This window comes from Pseudomonas sp. B14(2022) (assembly GCF_012030485.1).
Lineage (GTDB): Bacteria > Pseudomonadota > Gammaproteobacteria > Pseudomonadales > Pseudomonadaceae > Aquipseudomonas.
The window spans coordinates 317,890-334,797 of record NZ_JAAUVM010000001.1; the positions used below are offsets into that span (position 1 = coordinate 317,890).

Sequence of the window (16,908 nt, forward strand, 5' to 3'; positions counted from 1 at the left end):
TCCTCAGTCCTGCATTTCGGTCTGGCGTTCGACAGGGTCGATCAGCACGGCTTTCTGCTGGCGCACCAGCAGGTCGAGAATTTCTTCCTGACGATCGCCCAGCACGCCGGAGAAGCTGATGCCGCTGGATTTGGTCGGCGCCAGCATCGACACGCGGTACAGCTCGATACTCAATGGCGAGTCGATGGACAGCGGCCCGCTGCCGTTACCCGCCAACTCACCGCCGACCACGATCAGCGAGACCTTGGCGTCGAAGGGGTCGAGGGCGATGTCGCGGTCGGTATCGGTCAAATCCTTGATGTGGCCGTACACGCCGGTCAGGCCGTTGGCCATGGCGGTGTTTTCGTACAGCTTGATGTTCACGCTGTTACGCACGCGGATGCCGTGGCGACGGTTGCTGATCACCTTGTTGCCCCACAACAGGTTGTCGCCGCTCTCATAGAGGGTGATGCCGTCGGTGTGGTTGCGGTAGATCTCGTTGTCGGCAATCAGGTTGTTGACGCTGTTACGGTCGATCACCAGGCCCGAGAGCTTGTTGTCGTAGCTGCGGTTGTTGAAGATGAAGCTGTCGTTCACTTCCCGGGAAATGATGATGCCGTGCTTCTTCTTGGTGCCGTAGACGGTGTTGTCCGCGATGATCAGGCCGTGGGAACGGTCATGAGGGTCAATGCCGTAGACGATATTGTCTTTGTAGGTATTGCCCTTGATCACGAAGCCCGTGGTCTCGTAGCAGTAGAAGCCGTACCACATGTCCGAGAACTCGGAATCGATGATCCAGCCGGTCGGCTCAGGGCGCTTGAGCACCTTGGCCATGTTCGGCGTGTACTGGGAAATACTCACCCCGTACGACTTACTGTTGGCATAGCCGAAGCTGGCCATCTTGGTCTTGGAGATGTAGGTCTCGGTGCCGCCCCAGGACAGCAGGAACGGGCGGAATTCCTTGGGCGACTTGAACAGCGCCGGGCCATTGGCCTTTTCGTCCCAGCCGGTGATCTTGGTGTCACGCACAAACAGCTGGCCGTCGTTGATCAGGAACGAACCGGCCTGCTGGGACAGGCGCAGCTCCTGGGTGTGTTTATCGATGTCCAGGATGCCCTTGCGGCCGACCACGATCGGCAACTTGGCCAGGAACACGCCCGGCGAGGTTTCGCTGAAGTACTGCTTTGGCACTTTGCCCAGCAGGTCCTTGAGGTTCATGTAACCGTCGTCGACAAAGATCGCCTGGGGAATGCCGTGCTGGCGCACCACCCATTCGGCCATCTTGTTGTCGCCGCCGATAAAGTCCTTGAGGGCGTCTTCCTGCATCATGCGGCGGATGCTGATCTTGCCGGGCTTGGTGCGTACGATCTTCTTTTCCATCGCTGCGGCGGTATAGCCCGACAGGTCCGGCAGGGCAGGCTTGGCCATTTCCAGCGGCGCGGTCGGCGGGCTGGAAATGGTGTAGGTCTTGGCCTGTTGCAGTTCCTTGGCGATGGTCGGCGCCTTGGCCGCCGTATCGGCAAACGCTGTGGCACTGGCCACCAGCATTGCCGCGACGAGTAGGCTTTGAGCATTCATTGCACAGGCTCCCATCAGAATTTCCAGATCACGTCGACAAACGCGCGATGCATGTACGAGTCGACCTGGCTGCCGTAGGCGTCACCCGGTTTGAACACACCTGCACGGAAACGCACCAGGGCCGACGGCTCGTCGATCGACTGGCTGAGCGCGGCCGGCAGCAGGCCGGTCTTGAAGTACTTGGTGACGACCAAGTCCATTTCCTGGCCCAGGTCTTTCTTGCCGTCTTCAAGCGGCAGGGAAGTGCTGGACAGAATCGCGCCGGTCACGTCATCGGTGTTGTTCTGCACCGCGTCGATGCCGTTGCTGCCCACCGGCTTGTTGCCGTCGACACGCCAGAACTTGTGGTACACGAGGCTGGCGTCATAGTCCTCACGCAGCTGCCAGGAACCGAACAGGCTCATGGACTGCATGTTGTTCATCTCGCCACGGAACGCTTCGCCGAAACGGTGCAGGCGGGACTGGGTGCCGGTGAAGTTCGAACGGTTGCTTTGCAGGCCGTTCTGCTCGTACTCGGCACTGGCGCGGGCATAGGCCGCACCCACTTGCCATTGCGGGTCCAGACGCAGGCGAATACCCAGATCGGTAGCCCAGCCACTGACGTCATCGCTGCGCTTGGCCTCTGTAGGACGGGTGCCGTCGGCGTTCAAGGCATTGACCGAGTCGCGGTCGCCTTTCATGCCGGTGATGCTGGCCCAGTAGTTGACGGTGTTGGTGTTGCGCCAGTTGTAGGCGTCGCTGTTGGCTTCGATGCCGAGCCAGGTCAGGTCGCCGTTCTCGCGCTTGTCCAGGGAGTCGGTGGCCACGCCCGGTTCCGGGTAGTCGAGCTTGCCATTGTCATGGGTGTGATGGCCACGCAGGCCGATCCACTGGCCTGGCGTCCACTGGTAGGACGCGTCGGCGTAGAGGTGCTGACGGTCCTTGTCCTTGGGCGACAGTTCCTTGAGGTCGGTGCGGTATTCGCTGAAACGTTCGGCGACGCCGACGTTGGCCTTGAGCAGGGTGGTGTCGAAGGTCCAGTTCAGCGCTTCGATGTTGGTGTCGCGCCATTGGCCGTCGTCGTTGCGCAGGCGTTGGCGACCGAGCTTGAGGATCTCGCCGGGGTAGGGCGTGAAGCCGCTGTAGCCGACCCAGAACTCGCGCATGGCCAGGTAGTTTTTCTTGGCCTTGCGGTCGTTGTTGGTGGTTTGCTGGTTTTCGTCATCCGCCGACTGTTGCAGGGTGTCGGTCTCGATGATGTCGCTCGACACGACCGCCTGGCCCATGGCGTAGGCACTCCACGCGCCGCTTTCGCCGTAGATCCACGGGCGCAGGTCGAGGCCGACACCGTTGACGTCGCCGCCTTTCTGGGTGCCGAGGTCGCGGTCATCTTCTGACTGCGCGGTGGCTTTGACTTCCAGGCCGAAGTTCTTGGCTTCGGTCAGCGCGGCCAGGGTCGGGCACGACCACAGCAGGGCGAAAGTCAGGCCGATGCCGGCCTGCACGAATGGATTGAGCTTCATAGGGATTCCTCGCCGTCTTCTTCTTCCAGGGCGTGCAGTTGCAGCGTGCTCTGGGCCAGGGTGCCGCGCGCGGCCAGTTCCTGTTGCACCAGGCGTTGGCCTTGGGCGCGTTGTTCCGGCGTGAGCGGGGCTTCGAGCTGCGTGGCCAGGTCATTGGCCTCTGGCGTGTCCTGGGCTTTAGCCAATTGGCTGAAGACATAGGCATTCAATGGGTCGGGCTTGGTGCCTTTGCCTTGGGAAAACAATTGGGCGATGGCGAAGTCGGCGCTGTTCTGGCCGTTGCGCGCAGCGGTCAGCAGGTGGTCCAGGGCTTTTTGTGAATAGACCTGGCCCAGGTAACCACGGCGGTAGATCTGGCCGAGGTAGTAGTCGGCAGCCACTTCGCGGCCCACGGCTTTCTGGAAGTGCGCTTCAGCCGCCTTGGCGTCCGCCGGCACCCACTTGCCTTCGTAGTAGAGCTTGCCCAGCAACAGCTCGGCGCGCGGCTGGTCGGCGGCGCGGCCGTTGTCCAGGTACTTCATCATCTGGTCGACGTCGCCCAGTTCGGGGAAGTCGTAGAGCAGTTGCGCCAGGCTGACCCAGGAAGCCGGGTAGCCGGGGGCGATTTTTTCCAGCAGGGCCTGGGCGGTTTTCTCGTCGGTCTTGCCCAGCGTGGCGTCGCCCAGTACGCGGGCTACGCTGTCGACGCGTTGGGCGGTGACGGTGCCGCGGCTGTAGCCGGCTTCCATCTGCTTGAGCAGTTCGGCCTGTTTTTCCGTCTCGGCTTTTTTCTGGTAGACCGTGGCCAGCTCGACGTAGCAGATATCGGTGGTGTTCAACGCGGCCTTACAGATGCGCTCAACGTCATCCAGATGCTGGTCGTAGGTGTCCTGGGTGCGATACAGCAGCACCTGGGCCAGGCCGGCTTCCGGGTAACCGGCCGCCTGCCACTTGCTGATCTGCTGCTGGGCATTCACGTTGGGGAAGCTGTGCGGGTATTGCAGGTACAGCATCGCCAGCGGGATCAACGTGTTGCCTTCGCCATTGGCAAAGGCTTTTTTCAGCAGGCCTTCGGCTTCATGGTGTTCGGCTTCGGTGGAGCCTGGCTTGGCCACCAGCAGGCGACCGAGACGCGCCTGGGCACGCGGCGAGGTATCCGCCGCGGCACGGTAAGTGGCCTCGGCCTGTTTGATTTGCGCCGGATCGCGGGTGCCTACCTGGATATCGGCCAGGCCCACCTGGGCCTCGCTGTAACCCAGCTCTGCCAGTTGCTGGTAATTCTGCTGCGCGGTGACGGTGTCGCCACGCTTGAGCGCTTCATTGGCCAGGCGTTGGTCGGGCAGGCCGGCGCAACCGGCGAGGGCAATGGCCAGCGCCAGGGGCACGGGCAGGGTTCGAAGGGCGCTCATGATTAAAGACCCGCAGCCATGGCTTTATCGATCAGCCAGTTCAGGGATGGGCCACGGTCGCTGGTCACTTCCACCGGGCGGCCGGCATAGGCGCTGTCCAGCGGGGCGTCAGGCTTGATCTGTACGCGGATGTCGGAGGACAGGTCGGCGCTGTTCAGGCTGGTGCTGCTGACGATGGTGCCGGTGCGGGTCTGCTCTTCGTCGGCCACCTGGAAGCTCACCGGGGTGCCTGGGCGCACGTCACCGAACTGACGATAGGAGAAGCGTGCTTCCACATTGGCCTGGCTGCCGCGTGGCACCAGTTGGAAGATCACGTCGCCTTTGCTGGCGTACTGGCCGTCGGCGACCAGTTGCTGGGCGACCACGCAATCGCACGGCGAGGTGAGGGTGCCGGTCATTTGCTTGCCGAACAGTTCTTCGACCTTGGCCGGTTGCAGCTGGTCTTCGTCCAGGTGGCCCTTGAGCACATCCAGCATGCTGGTGCTGAAGGTCGCCAGTGGCGCACCTTTGGCCGCCACCGCGTCACCTTTGAGCAGGCTTTGCACGGTGCCGTCGCGCGGCATGGTCACGTTCATGCCAGGCACGCTTACCAGGCCCGCCTGGGCGTGGCTGACGAAGTACATGCCGTACACCGACTTGAAGACGAAACCGAAGGCTGCGAGACCCACCAGGAAGATCGCCAGGCTGAACGTCACGGCGCGCAGGCGGCCAAAGGCGCTCATGTTGCTGCCGCCGTCCTTGACCTTGCGTGCCTTGGTGAAGTTATCGCGTTGCAGGGTCGCCAGCACATCACCCATGGTCACGATGTCACCCGACAGGTGCGAGGTGATCAGGTGGCGCAGGGTGGAGATATCCTGGGCGTCGAGGTTCTGGAACTGGCAACCGGTACGGCCGCTCTGGCGGTCGTAGGAGCGGATCTGCAGCTCCACATCCATGGCCAGGCCGAGGTTATCGATGACGAATTGCAGGCGACCCTTGTGCACTTCACCCACGGTCAACGGCTGGGTGGCAGTGAACGCCAGGCCGCCGGCGGACAGGTCGATGACCCGTGCTTCGGTCTGGGTGCGGTCAGTGTTGAAAAAGCGCAGCTTGGCCGGGATTTTGACCCGGGCATGTTGGCGCTGTGCTTCGGATTCGTGGACAACGTTGGCGTTTACTTGGCTGTTCATGACGGTGTAATTCCTTGGTTAATTCAGGCTTGGCAGGGTCAGACCATCATCAGCAACACGGCAACGAAGATGCTGCCGGCGGAGAAGGTCATGGTCCGAGACGACCAGGTGTTGAACCAACGTTGAAAGCTGGCCAAATCGCGGGTCAGTTTGGTGTCCTGGCGTGTCCAGGACTGTTGATCAAGGCGGAAGAACACGTAGATCTTCACCAGCGCGCCCATGATCTGGTTGTAATAGAGAATCACCGGGTAAGCCGGGCCGATGTTGTGGCCGGAGCACGACAACAGCAGGGTGAGGATCAGGCGGGTGATGCCGATCCACAGCAGGTACGCGAGGATGAACGCGCCGCCGTACTTGAAGGTGGCGATGATTGCCACGGTCAGGCCGAGCAGGGAGGTCCACATCGACACGCGCTGGTCGAACAACACGATGCTGGTGAACAGGCCGAGGCGGCGTACACCCAGGCCGAGGGCTCGAGAGTTCTGGCGCAGGTTGTTGCCGTACCAGCGGAACATCAGCTTGCGGCTGGCCTTGATAAAGCTCTTTTCCGGCGGGTGTTCCACGGTATGGATCGCGGCATCGGGCACGTAGAAGGTGTCGTAGCCCAGGCGCATCAAGCTGAACCAGCTGGACTTGTCATCACCGGTGAGGAACTTGAAGCGGCCCAGGCGCCAGTGTTGCAGCGAGTCGCTTTCCACGTCGGCGATAAAGCCCGGGTCAGTCACGACGTTGGCACGGAACACCGACATGCGACCGGTCATGGTCAGTACGCGCTTGGACAGGGCCATGGAGCACATGTTGATGTGGCGTTGGGCGAAGCGCAGTTTGTGCCACTCGCTCATGATGTAGCCGCCGCGCACTTCGCAGAATTCGTTGGTGGTCAGGCCACCGACGTTGCCGAACAGCTGGAACCACGGCACGGTCTTGCGCACCACGCCTTCGGCAAGCACGGTGTCGCCATCGATCACCGCAACCACGGCGCGGTCGTCCGGCAGGTGGCGGGAGATGGCGCGGAAACCGAAGGCCAGGCCGTCGCGTTTGCCGGTACCGGCGATACGCACGAAGTCGAGCTTGACGTGGTCCGGCGGGTTCATGCGTTCCCACAGGCTCTTGACCAGCAGCTCATCGGACATTTCCACCAGCGAGCAGACCACGGTGGTCGGGAAGCCGCATTCGATGGCCTCGCGAATCACCGAGCTGTAGACCTGCGCGGTGGTCAGCGCATCGATACGGAAGCTGGTGACCATCAGGAACACGTGGGACGGGTCCGCAGCCTTGCCCAACTTGCGTACTTTACGGCGCAGGTGCGGGTAGACCACGTACAGGAACAGCATGCCGCGAAAGAAATGCGTAGCACCCATCGAGTAGCGCCAGATACCGACGGCGCCAATCAGGAAAATAAAATTCTTCGACTCGGAGTCGAACGTACTCGCCGGCAACAGCAGGGCGAGACCCATCAGCAGGCTCAGAAAGAACAGCCAGCCGGCGGAGTGGAGCAGTACGTGTTTTAACTTGGACATAAGCGTCATCCGAAGGTGAAGAAGGCTTCGAGCTGCAAGCGCTGGGGATTGATACGCCTGCAGCTCGAAACTTACCGTTGCTGTTACCAGCAAATGCCTTCGGTACGACCGGTCGTGCAGGTCGCCTTGGACATGAAGCCCACCAGGTCGATCACTTGCTTGCCGTGCGGTGCGTTCTGCGCCAGGGAACGGAACTTCTCGTCGCGGTTGCCGAGGATGATCACGTCGGAGTTGTTGATCACGTCATCGAAGTCCGAGTTGAGCAGGGACGACACGTGGGGGATCTTGCCTTCGATGTAGTCCTTGTTCGCGCCGTGCACACGGGCGTACTCGACGTTGCTGTCGTAGATGCTCAGGTCGTAACCCTTGCCGATCAGCATCTCGGCCAGTTCTACCAGCGGGCTTTCGCGCAGGTCGTCGGTACCGGCCTTGAAGCTCAGGCCCAGCAGGGCGACTTTGCGTTTGTCGTGGCCGGCAACGATGTCGAAGGCGTTCTGCACCTGGGATTCGTTGCTGCGCATCAGCGAGTTGAGCAGCGGCGCTTCCACGTCCAGGGAGCTGGCGCGGTAGGTCAAGGCGCGAACGTCTTTAGGCAGGCAGGAGCCGCCGAACGCAAAGCCTGGGCGCATGTAGTACTGGGACAGGTTGAGGGTCTTGTCCTGGCAGACCACTTCCATCACTTCGCGACCGTCGACGCCGACTGCCTTGGCAATGTTGCCGATCTCGTTGGCGAAGGTGACCTTGGTGGCGTGCCACACGTTGCAGGTGTACTTGATCATCTCGGCCACAGCGATGTCCTTGCGGATGATCGGTGCGTCGAGTTCTTCGTACAGCGACTGCAGGACATCGCCGGAGGCTTTGTCGAATTCGCCGATGACGGTCATCGGTGGCAGGTCGTAATCGGCGATGGCGGTGGATTCGCGCAGGAATTCCGGGTTGACCGCAACGCCGAAGTCGACGCCGGCTTTCTTGCCGGAGCAATCTTCGAGGATCGGGATCACCACGTTGGCGACGGTGCCCGGCAACACGGTGCTGCGTACCACGATGGTGTGGCGGGTGGTCTTGTCACGCAGGACAAAACCGATCTCGCGGCATACCGATTCGATGTAGTTGAGTTCCAGGTCGCCGTTTTTCTTACTCGGCGTGCCGACGCAAATCATCGATAGGTCAGTATCACGGATGGCTTCGGCGAAGTTGGTGGTGCCGCGCAGTCGACCGTTTGCGATGCCCTGGCTCAACAGTTCGCCCAGACCCGGCTCGACGATCGGCGATTTGCCGGCGTTGATCAGGTCGATCTTTTCCTTGGAGATGTCTACGCCAACCACTTCGTGGCCACGGGCAGACAGGCAACCGGCACACACTGCGCCAACGTAACCCAAACCAAATATGCTGATGCGCATCGCAATTACCTCTGTATTTAAATCATGCCATTAGATGGCCGGAGTTCATGTTTGCAAACGTCACAAATGCCGCGAAAGTTGGGCGAATAGACGCCGACTTGCCGCGTACAGGCATGTTGAATAACGAGTGACTAACTATTGCACTCAAGTTGTGCGCAACTTGGCCTTGTTATTGGGGCCTGCCCTGAAATGCAGCCAGCCTTCCTGGGAGAAGGGTCTGGCGCCAGTGCCGCAGGGCCTTGATAGAGGCTGTAAGCCTTTAAATATCAACGCCTTGGGGTGTCTCACTGACCCATTAGGGTAAGCACAGCCTTGGCCTTATAGTTCGTGGCAATGGATCCTTATCGCCGCTCTCAACTAATCGGTTGGTAATGTGACCACTGAGTCAAAGTTGAATATGACAACTTCGCTACTTCCGTTGGTCCGCCTTGTAAGTCATCTCCTACAGAAACAGAGAATTTCGTTACCGGTGGTATGAGCGGTGCTTTAGGACGAAGTTCCTGGCCGCTCATCCTGTTTCCGGAAATTTCTTGAAATATAGGCAAAGATGGCACTGGTACTATATTGATAGCACTTGCTATTTGGGCCAGTAGTTACAGGTAGTTGGTGTGCGGGGATAGTTTTGTGCCACTAGTGATTTTAAAAAGTGGTGCCACTACGAAAAAAAATTGGAAATGTCGAGTGAAAGAATTGTTAGGGATGTGTCGGTATATTTTTTGACGTCAAATAAGTGACGATTTTTGGTGTGGAATGCAGGCAAAAATGTGGGAGGGGGCTTGCCCCCGATTGCGTTGTGTCAGTCGACTATGTATCGACTGATGCACTGCCATCGGGGGCAAGCCCCCTCCCACATTTGGATTTCGTTGTCTGAAAGAGGCTGGTACGGCGTTATTCCGGTGCGTGATCGCGCAAGAACACCAGATTGTCCGGCTTGGACTGCTCCGCATTGAAGCGGTAACCCTGCACATCGAACTGCTTGAGCTTGGCCGGATCGTTGATGCGCTCTTCGATCACGAAGCGGCTCATCATGCCTCGGGCCTTTTTTGCGTAGAAGCTGATGATCTTGTACTGGCCGTTCTTCAGGTCCTTGAACTCGGTGTTGATGATCCGCGCGTTCAGGGCCGTGCGCTTGACCGCCGAGAAGTACTCGTTGGAGGCCAGGTTGAGCAGTACGTCGTCGCCTTGTTCGGCCAGGGCTTCGTTCAGCCACTCGCTGATGCGCGTGCCCCAGAAGGCGTACAGGTCCTTGCCACGGGCGTTGGCGAGTTTGGTGCCCATCTCCAGGCGGTACGGCATCATCAGGTCCAGGGGGCGCAGCAGGCCGTACAGGCCCGAGAGCATGCGCAGGTGGTCCTGGGCGTAGCTGAAGTCGGCATCGGTGAAGGTCTCGGCGTTCAGGCCGGTGTACACGTCGCCCTTGAACGCCAGCAAGGCCTGCTTGGCATTCTCAGGGGTGAAGGCCGGGGTCCAGCTGCCGAAGCGGGCGGCGTTGAGGCCGCCGATCTTGTCGGACACGTGCATCAATTCGCTGATCTGCGCCGGGCTCAGTTCGCGCAGTTGCTCGATCAGCACCTGGGAATGGTCCAGGTACTGCGGCTGGGTAAAGCGCTGGGTCACCGCTGGGGTCTCGAAATCGAGGGTTTTGGCGGGGGAAATCACCATCAGCATGAAGTCGTCTCCTGTAATCGTGCGGGGATTCTAGGGGCTCGGGCGTTTTGACTCCACCTATGATGGCGATAGGCGCGATCCGCTATGATGGCCGGTGACTCTGGAGAGGGAGACCCTGTGTGCGAATAGCGCTTTTGTTGTCGGCTTGCCTGCTGTGCCTGAATGCCCAGGCGGCGCCGGTGGATGTAGCCAGTCTGGATCGTGGTACCTGGCCGGAAAAACTCAGCAGCCCGGCGCTGTTCGATGTGGCTTCGCGTGCGGAAATCCTGATGTTCGCCCACAGCCTGCTGGCCAGTGAATCCCTGGACGAAGCCGCACTCAAGCAGCGCCTGGGCTTGAAGATCATCAACCTGGCGGCCATCGACGACCTGCGCCGCGAGCTTTGGCAGCGCCTGCTGGAGAACTACACCTTTGCCCAGCAGAGCTGCGAAGTCGACGCCTCGTTCTGCTACCTGGTGGAGAGCATGGACGACCTGCGCGAGCAGGCCGGCAAGTTGGCGATCAGCGAAGACTCTTTCTATATAGGCTGGGCAGCCCCCAGCCATGCCTTCCATGAGCGCTATCTGGACGAACTGCTGCGCAAGGCCGCGCTGTTTCCGCAGATCAGCAGCGAAGTTGCGCGCTTTGGCGAGCATGAACGCAATGGCGACGAGTTCAACGACCGCCTCTTCCTGCTGACCTTCGACGGCGGACCGGCGCCGGTCGGCGGCAATACCGACTGGGTCGCCGACTACCTGCGCAAGCAGAAGATGAACGCCACCTTCTTTGCCCTCGGCAGCAGCCTGCAAACCCGTGTGGAGCGCAGTTCCGCCGCGGAGGTGGAGGCGTTGTACCAGGGGCAGTGCGTCGGCACCCAGGGCTGGCAGTACCGTTCCCACAGCCATTGGGTGGACTGGCAAGGCTCCATCACCCGCAGCGCGCAGTTGGTGCAGAACCTGATGCCGGAAAACTACGTGCCGCTGTTCCGCCCGCCTTACGGGCAACGTCGCGCGGACAGCCAGGGGTTTTTCCAGTCGCAGGGCTTGCAGGTGGCGTTATGGGACATCGATTCCCAGGACGAGCCGGGCAAGCTCAAGGCCGATGAGTCGGCGCAGCGGGTGCTGACGTTGATGCTGTTGTGGCGCAAAGGCGTGATTGTGTTTCACGACACCCAGGACAAGGCGCGGGTGGCACTGCCGATGTTGCTGCAGGCAACGGCGCAAAGTGGGCTGGGTTGGCAGGACTGCCGGGAGGCATTTCGTTAAAAAGATGAAGTGCCCGGCCCTGTTGGGCGAGAGGCATTTTTGGGGCAATTTTGTGCGACATTTCGATGCAGGCGGACTTCCGACTTTAACGGTGCATCGGGCACTCGGCTAGTGCTATTCGTCATCCTGAAAAATAAACTTCAAAAAAGCGTCAAAGTGCTTTTTCCTGTCATGGGTTTTGCGGTATTACGAAGTCAGATCGCCGAAACCTGCAACACAGGTGGCGTCTTCCAAGACTCCTCATGTGGGCACTGCGCTTGACGTCACTCAGGTGCAGTCGGTGGTCGAATCGAGGCGCAGCACTGTCGTGGTATTGCGTCGACTGGCTCCCACAAAGGTGACCGAGTATGGATGATCATGGACGCACCCCTTCTTCCGACCAGCCAATCCTTTATGTGCTTGATACCAATGTATTGATCCACGATCCAAACGCACTGCTTAACTTCGAAGAACACCACGTCGCCATCCCGATGATCGTGCTTGAGGAGCTCGATAAACTCAAAAGCGGCCACCACAGCGTTGCTGCCGAATGCCGCCAGGCAATCCGCCTGATCGACAAGACCCTGGGCGAAGCGTCACCCGACGACGTTGAAGTCGGTGTGCCGATCCAGCGCGGCAAAAGCGGGCCCAAGGGCTTGCTGTCGATCCTGATGAGCAAGCGCAGCGAGCCCAACAGCCTGCTGCCGGAAAACCTCAACGACAACAAAATCATCAACCAATTGATCGACCTGCACGCTCGTGACAAGGACCTGCGCGTGGTGCTGGTGACCAAAGACATCAATATGCGCCTCAAGGCACGAGCGTGTGGGATCGCCGCCGAGGACTACAGTACCGACCAACTGGTCGATGACGTGTCGATGCTGTCCCGTGGTTATCACATGATGACCGGCTCGTTCTGGGACCGTGTCAGCAAGGTCGAGACCCGTCAGGACCACGGCCGCACCTGGCACCAGGTACAGTTGATCGACAACCTGCCGGCCGTGCATATCAATGAATTCATCGTCGACGAGCAGGGCTTCGTGGGCTGGATCAAAGAGATCCAGGTCGACAAGCTGCTGATCCTCGACCTGCATCAGGAACCCCTGTTGCACCAGGAAGCCTGGGGCCTGAAACCGCGTGACATCTACCAGAGCCTGGCGCTGTATGCGCTGCTCGACCCGGACATCCACCTGGTCAACCTGACGGGTGCTGCCGGTTCCGGTAAAACCATCCTCGCCCTGGCCGCCGCCATTGAGCAGACCATGGTGACCAAGCGCTATCGCCGCATCATCGCCACCCGCTCCGTGCAGGGCCTGGACCAGGAAATCGGCTTCCTGCCCGGCACCGAGGCGGAAAAAATGGAGCCGTGGCTGGGGGCGATCACCGACAACCTCGAAGCCTTGCACATGGATGACGAAAACACCCATGGCAGCGTCGACTACATCCTCAGCAAAGTGCCGTTGCAGTTCAAATCCCTCAACTACATCCGAGGTCGCAGCTTCCAGCAAAGCCTGATTTTGATCGATGAATGCCAGAACCTGACCCCGCACCAGATGAAAACCATCATCACCCGTGCCGGTGCCGGTTCCAAAGTGGTGTGCCTGGGCAACCTGGCACAGATCGACACCCCTTACCTGTCCGCGACCAGCTCCGGGCTGACTTACCTGACGGAACGCTTCAAGGATTTCCCGAACGGCGTGCACATTGCGCTGCAAGGGGTACCTCGCTCGATTCTGGCTGAATACGCCGAATCGCATTTGTAAACGCGGTCAGTGTGGGAGGGGGCTTGCTCCCTCCCACATTTCTTATGCATTGGGTTTACAATCGCTGCTCCTGATCAGGAGTATCCCTGTGCTGACTCATCTCGATTCCCAAGGTCGCGCCCATATGGTCGACGTCACCGACAAGTCCGTGACGTTCCGGGAGGCGGTGGCCGAAGCGCGGGTGCGCATGCTGCCCGAAACCCTGCAAATGATTGTCGACGGCGCCCATCCCAAGGGCGACGTGTTTGCCGTGGCCCGCATTGCCGGGATCCAGGCGGCGAAAAAAACCAGTGATTTGATCCCCCTGTGTCACCCGCTGATGTTGACCGGGGTCAAGGTCGAACTGAGTGCCGAGGGCGCAGACTCGGTGCACATCGTCGCGCGCTGCAAGCTGTCCGGGCAGACCGGCGTGGAGATGGAGGCGTTGACGGCGGCCAGTGTCGCCGCGCTGACCATCTACGACATGTGCAAGGCCGTGGATCGCGGCATGACCATCGAAACCATTCGCCTGCTGGAAAAGCTCGGCGGTAAAAGCGGGCATTTCAAGGCGGATGAACAATGAGCATCAACGTACTGTTTTTCGCGCGTTACAGCGAAAAAATAGGCCTGGATTCACTTGAGATGGAGGGCGACTTCGCCACTGTCGACGCCGTGCGCCAGGCGCTGGCCGCTGATCCGGGCTTTGAAGTGCTCAACGAAACCAGCTTGATGTGTGCTCGCAACCAGGAGTTGTGCGGTCTCGATGAGCCGTTGCAGGCCGGTGATGAAGTTGCGTTCTTCCCGCCCGTGACCGGAGGCTGAACATGGCCATCCGTGTACAGGTCGAACCGTTTGACCCCGGTGCCGAGGTCAACGCGATGCACGCCGCGAATGTGGGCGTGGGCGCGGTGGTGAGTTTTGTCGGCTATGTGCGCGATTTCAACGAGGGCCGAGATGTGTCCGGGATGTTCCTCGAACACTATCCGGGCATGACTGAAAAAGCCCTGGCCAAGATCGGCGTCGAAGCCGAACAACGCTGGCCGCTGCTCAAGCTCGAAGTGCTGCATCGTATCGGTGCGCTGGAGCCGGGTGAGCCGATTGTGTTCGTGGCCGCCGCCAGTGCCCATCGCCAGGCCGCGTTTGATGCCTGTGCGTTTGTGATGGATTACCTGAAAACCCGTGCGCCGTTCTGGAAGAAGGAGAACACCAGCGAAGGTGCGCGTTGGGTGGAAGGTCGGGACAGCGACCACGCTGCAGCGGATCGCTGGAAATAGCCAGCCGAACACAGAACCAAATGTGGGAGGTGGCTTACTCCCGATGGCAGTGGCACATTCAACATCTCTGTTGAATGATCCACTGCCATCGGGAGTAAGCCACCTCCCACATTTTTATCGCATTTAAGCTTTACGGGCGTTTGCGTTCTACAGCCCGCAGCAAGTGCGTCGGCGGTGTCTCGCAGCTGATCTTGCGCCCCAGCAAGGTCTCGATCGACGGCAACTGATACGAGTCATCTTCCCCGGCAAAGCTGATCGACACACCCGCTGCGCCCGCCCGGCCGGTGCGGCCAATACGGTGCACATAGTCGTCCGGCACTTCCGGCAGGGTGAAGTTGATCACGTGGCTGATGCCGTCGATGTGAATCCCGCGCCCGGCCACGTCGGTGGCCACCAGCACGCGAATCTTGCCTTCGCGGAAGCCTTCCAGGGTCTTGATGCGTTTGTGTTGCGGCACGTCGCCGGACAGTTGCGCGGCGTTGACGCCATCGCGCACCAGGCGTTCTTCGATGCGGCGCACTTCGTCCTTGCGGTTGGCGAACACCATCACGCGCTCCCAGCCGTTGTCGTTGACCAGGTTATAGAGCAGCTTGTACTTGTCGGCACCGGCCACGGCATAGATGTGCTGTTCGACATTTTCGCTGGCGACGTTCAGCGCCTCGATTTCGACGATGGACGGCTCGGTGGTCCACTGCTTGGCGAGGTTCATCACGTCTTCGGTGAAGGTCGCGGAGAACAGCAGGGTCTGGCGCTCTGCCTTTGGTGGCGTCTGACGAATGATCTGGCGCACTTGTGGGATGAAACCCATGTCGAGCATGCGGTCGGCTTCGTCCAGCACCATCACTTCGACCATGTCCAGGTGCACATCACCGCGCTGGTTGAAGTCCAGCAGGCGGCCGGGGGTGGCGACCAGGATGTCGCAGTGGCGGGCTTCGAGGTGCTTGAGCTGCTTGTCGAAGTCCATGCCGCCCACGAACGTCATCACGTTGAGGCCGGTGTACTTGGTCAGGTCAGCGGCGTCCTTGGCGATCTGTACCACCAGTTCACGGGTAGGCGCGATGATCAGCGCGCGCGGTTCACCCATGTAGCGCTCTTTCGGCGGCGGCGTTTGCAGCAACTGGGTGATGATCGAGATCAGGAACGCGGCGGTCTTGCCGGTACCGGTCTGGGCGCGGCCGATGGCGTCTTTGCCGGCCAGGGTGAAGCCCAATACCTGCGCCTGGATCGGCGTGCAGTATGGGAACCCCAGGTCCTGGATGGCGTGCATCAGTTCCGGGGCCAGTTTGAAATCGTGGAAGCGGGTTTTGCCTTCCTGAGGCTCGACGACGAAGTCTTCGAGTTTCCACGGGATCACCGGCGGTTTGGGGGCGCGTTCCCGGCGAGGCTTGGGGGCGGGGGCGGCTTGCGTCTCAGGTTTTGCCTGTTCGGGCGGTGTCACCGTCGGCGTCTTTGGCTGGGCGACAGGTGCAGTCCGGCCTGGCTGTTGACCGTCATTGCGGCTGCCGGAGGAGGGGACAGGAGCACTGGGAACAGGCGCGAGCGGCTCAGCCTCGCTTTTGCCGAACATTTTCTTGAGTGCTTTGAGCACGGTGATCTCATTAATTGGTTAAGGAATGTACGCCGGCCAGTGTAATGCAAGAATCGGGCGCGGCGTAGTGCGTCTGTCATACGGCTACATAAACGTGGGTTTCAGCCCAGGCGAGCGGTCAACCAAGTCCCTATATCGTGTATCTCCTGCGGTAACACTTCGTGGGCCATTGGGTATTCCTGCCATGTCACGGTGACACCACGGGTTTTCAGATGCTCGTAGGCGCTGCGGCCCATGGCGTTCTGTACTACCTCGTCGTACTGACCATGCAGGCACAGGGTGGGAATGCGTTGCTGGCTGGCCGACAATTCGAGCTCGTCACTGAAGGTGGGCGCGTAGGTGGAGAGGGCGATTACGCCGCCCAATGGCCCCTCCCAATTCAGGAACGCGGTGTGGAATACCACGGCCCCACCTTGGGAAAAGCCCGCGAGGAAAATCCGCGAAGCGTCTATTCCGGTTCTCTTCTGTGCTTCGATCAGATCGGTCACCATTTTTGCCGACACTTCCAGCTCTTCCAGGCTGATTGAGCGCGCCGGGCTCATGGCCTTGATGTCGTACCAACTGGGCATCTCGTAGCCGCCGTTGATCGTCACTGGGCGGGTCGGTGCCTGGGGCAATACAAAGCGGGTGGACAGCAAGCTTTCCTGCAGCGCCTCGGCCACCGGCAGGAAGTCGTAGCGATCGGCACCCAGGCCATGCAACCAGATTACGCAGGCGTCTGCGGGCTTGGCGGGCTGAAGAATCAAGGGTTCGGTCATGTCTGCTCCATATATGTGCGTGCGCTCCGATTGGGTGCGTCGGAACGGTGCGCGACAGGTTGATCTGTTAAGAGAATGTCGCAAGGGTGAATCTTTTTCCATTGACTAGGGGCTGAAAC

At 60.2% G+C, this 16,908-nt stretch carries 14 protein-coding genes; 5 read left to right on the forward strand and 9 right to left on the reverse strand.

All coding sequences use genetic code 11. The features are described 5' to 3' along the window. Positions 1-3 precede the first annotated feature (3 nt). From algG to yaaA, 7 genes are all read right to left on the reverse strand, one after another. Positions 4-1,572 carry a mannuronan 5-epimerase AlgG gene (gene algG / locus HCF10_RS01570; protein ID WP_167654756.1) on the reverse strand — a complete coding sequence of 523 codons (1,569 nt, stop codon included), beginning with the start codon at positions 1,570-1,572 and terminating at the stop codon, positions 4-6. Next, complete coding sequence (locus HCF10_RS01575) at positions 1,572-3,059, reverse strand: alginate export family protein (protein ID WP_131698353.1); 1,488 nt, start codon at positions 3,057-3,059, stop codon at positions 1,572-1,574. The genes algG and HCF10_RS01575 overlap by 1 nt, the downstream gene beginning before the upstream one ends. Beyond that, entirely contained in the window at positions 3,056-4,447 is a 1,392-nt protein-coding gene (gene algK / locus HCF10_RS01580) for an alginate biosynthesis TPR repeat lipoprotein AlgK (RefSeq protein ID WP_167654757.1), read from the reverse strand. Before algK ends, HCF10_RS01575 begins: the two co-directional genes overlap by 4 nt. A gap of 2 nt (positions 4,448-4,449) precedes the next feature. After that, on the reverse strand, positions 4,450-5,616 hold the full coding sequence (locus HCF10_RS01585; RefSeq protein WP_131698351.1) for an alginate biosynthesis protein Alg44: 1,167 nt from the start codon (positions 5,614-5,616) through the stop codon (positions 4,450-4,452). A 38-nt stretch (positions 5,617-5,654) separates the two neighbouring features. Continuing rightward, entirely contained in the window at positions 5,655-7,136 is a 1,482-nt protein-coding gene (alg8, locus tag HCF10_RS01590) for a mannuronan synthase (RefSeq protein ID WP_167654758.1), read from the reverse strand. A gap of 83 nt (positions 7,137-7,219) precedes the next feature. After that, positions 7,220-8,536: a nucleotide sugar dehydrogenase gene (locus HCF10_RS01595; protein WP_131698349.1), complete on the reverse strand. Its 1,317-nt coding sequence runs from the start codon at positions 8,534-8,536 to the stop codon at positions 7,220-7,222. A gap of 888 nt (positions 8,537-9,424) precedes the next feature. After that, complete coding sequence (gene yaaA / locus HCF10_RS01600) at positions 9,425-10,204, reverse strand: peroxide stress protein YaaA (protein WP_131698348.1); 780 nt, start codon at positions 10,202-10,204, stop codon at positions 9,425-9,427. Positions 10,205-10,323: 119 nt separating this feature from the next. Between yaaA and HCF10_RS01605 the strand changes: the two genes are divergently transcribed. From HCF10_RS01605 to moaE, 5 genes are all read left to right on the forward strand, one after another. Beyond that, positions 10,324-11,448 (forward strand): polysaccharide deacetylase family protein, encoded by a 1,125-nt coding sequence (locus tag HCF10_RS01605; protein ID WP_145335271.1) that lies wholly within the window; start codon positions 10,324-10,326, stop codon positions 11,446-11,448. Positions 11,449-11,795: 347 nt separating this feature from the next. Next, positions 11,796-13,190, forward strand: coding sequence for a PhoH family protein (locus HCF10_RS01610; RefSeq protein WP_131698346.1), 1,395 nt, complete (start codon positions 11,796-11,798; stop codon positions 13,188-13,190). 88 nt (positions 13,191-13,278) lie between these two features. Next, on the forward strand, positions 13,279-13,752 hold the full coding sequence (moaC, locus tag HCF10_RS01615; protein WP_131698345.1) for a cyclic pyranopterin monophosphate synthase MoaC: 474 nt from the start codon (positions 13,279-13,281) through the stop codon (positions 13,750-13,752). Continuing rightward, positions 13,749-13,991 (forward strand): molybdopterin converting factor subunit 1, encoded by a 243-nt coding sequence (gene moaD, locus HCF10_RS01620; RefSeq protein WP_131698344.1) that lies wholly within the window; start codon positions 13,749-13,751, stop codon positions 13,989-13,991. Before moaC ends, moaD begins: the two co-directional genes overlap by 4 nt. 2 nt (positions 13,992-13,993) lie before the next feature. Continuing rightward, the gene (gene moaE / locus HCF10_RS01625; protein ID WP_145335269.1) at positions 13,994-14,443 is read left to right on the forward strand and encodes a molybdopterin synthase catalytic subunit MoaE; all 450 of its coding nucleotides are present in this window, start codon (positions 13,994-13,996) and stop codon (positions 14,441-14,443) included. A 130-nt stretch (positions 14,444-14,573) separates the two neighbouring features. On the opposite strand, the gene rhlB is transcribed toward moaE, so the two are convergent. Together rhlB and HCF10_RS01635 are read right to left on the reverse strand one after the other, a co-directional pair. Then, entirely contained in the window at positions 14,574-16,037 is a 1,464-nt protein-coding gene (gene rhlB, locus HCF10_RS01630; protein WP_167654877.1) for an ATP-dependent RNA helicase RhlB, read from the reverse strand. Between the two features lie 95 nt (positions 16,038-16,132). Continuing rightward, positions 16,133-16,789 carry an alpha/beta hydrolase gene (locus tag HCF10_RS01635; RefSeq protein ID WP_167654759.1) on the reverse strand — a complete coding sequence of 219 codons (657 nt, stop codon included), beginning with the start codon at positions 16,787-16,789 and terminating at the stop codon, positions 16,133-16,135. Positions 16,790-16,908 lie beyond the last annotated feature (119 nt).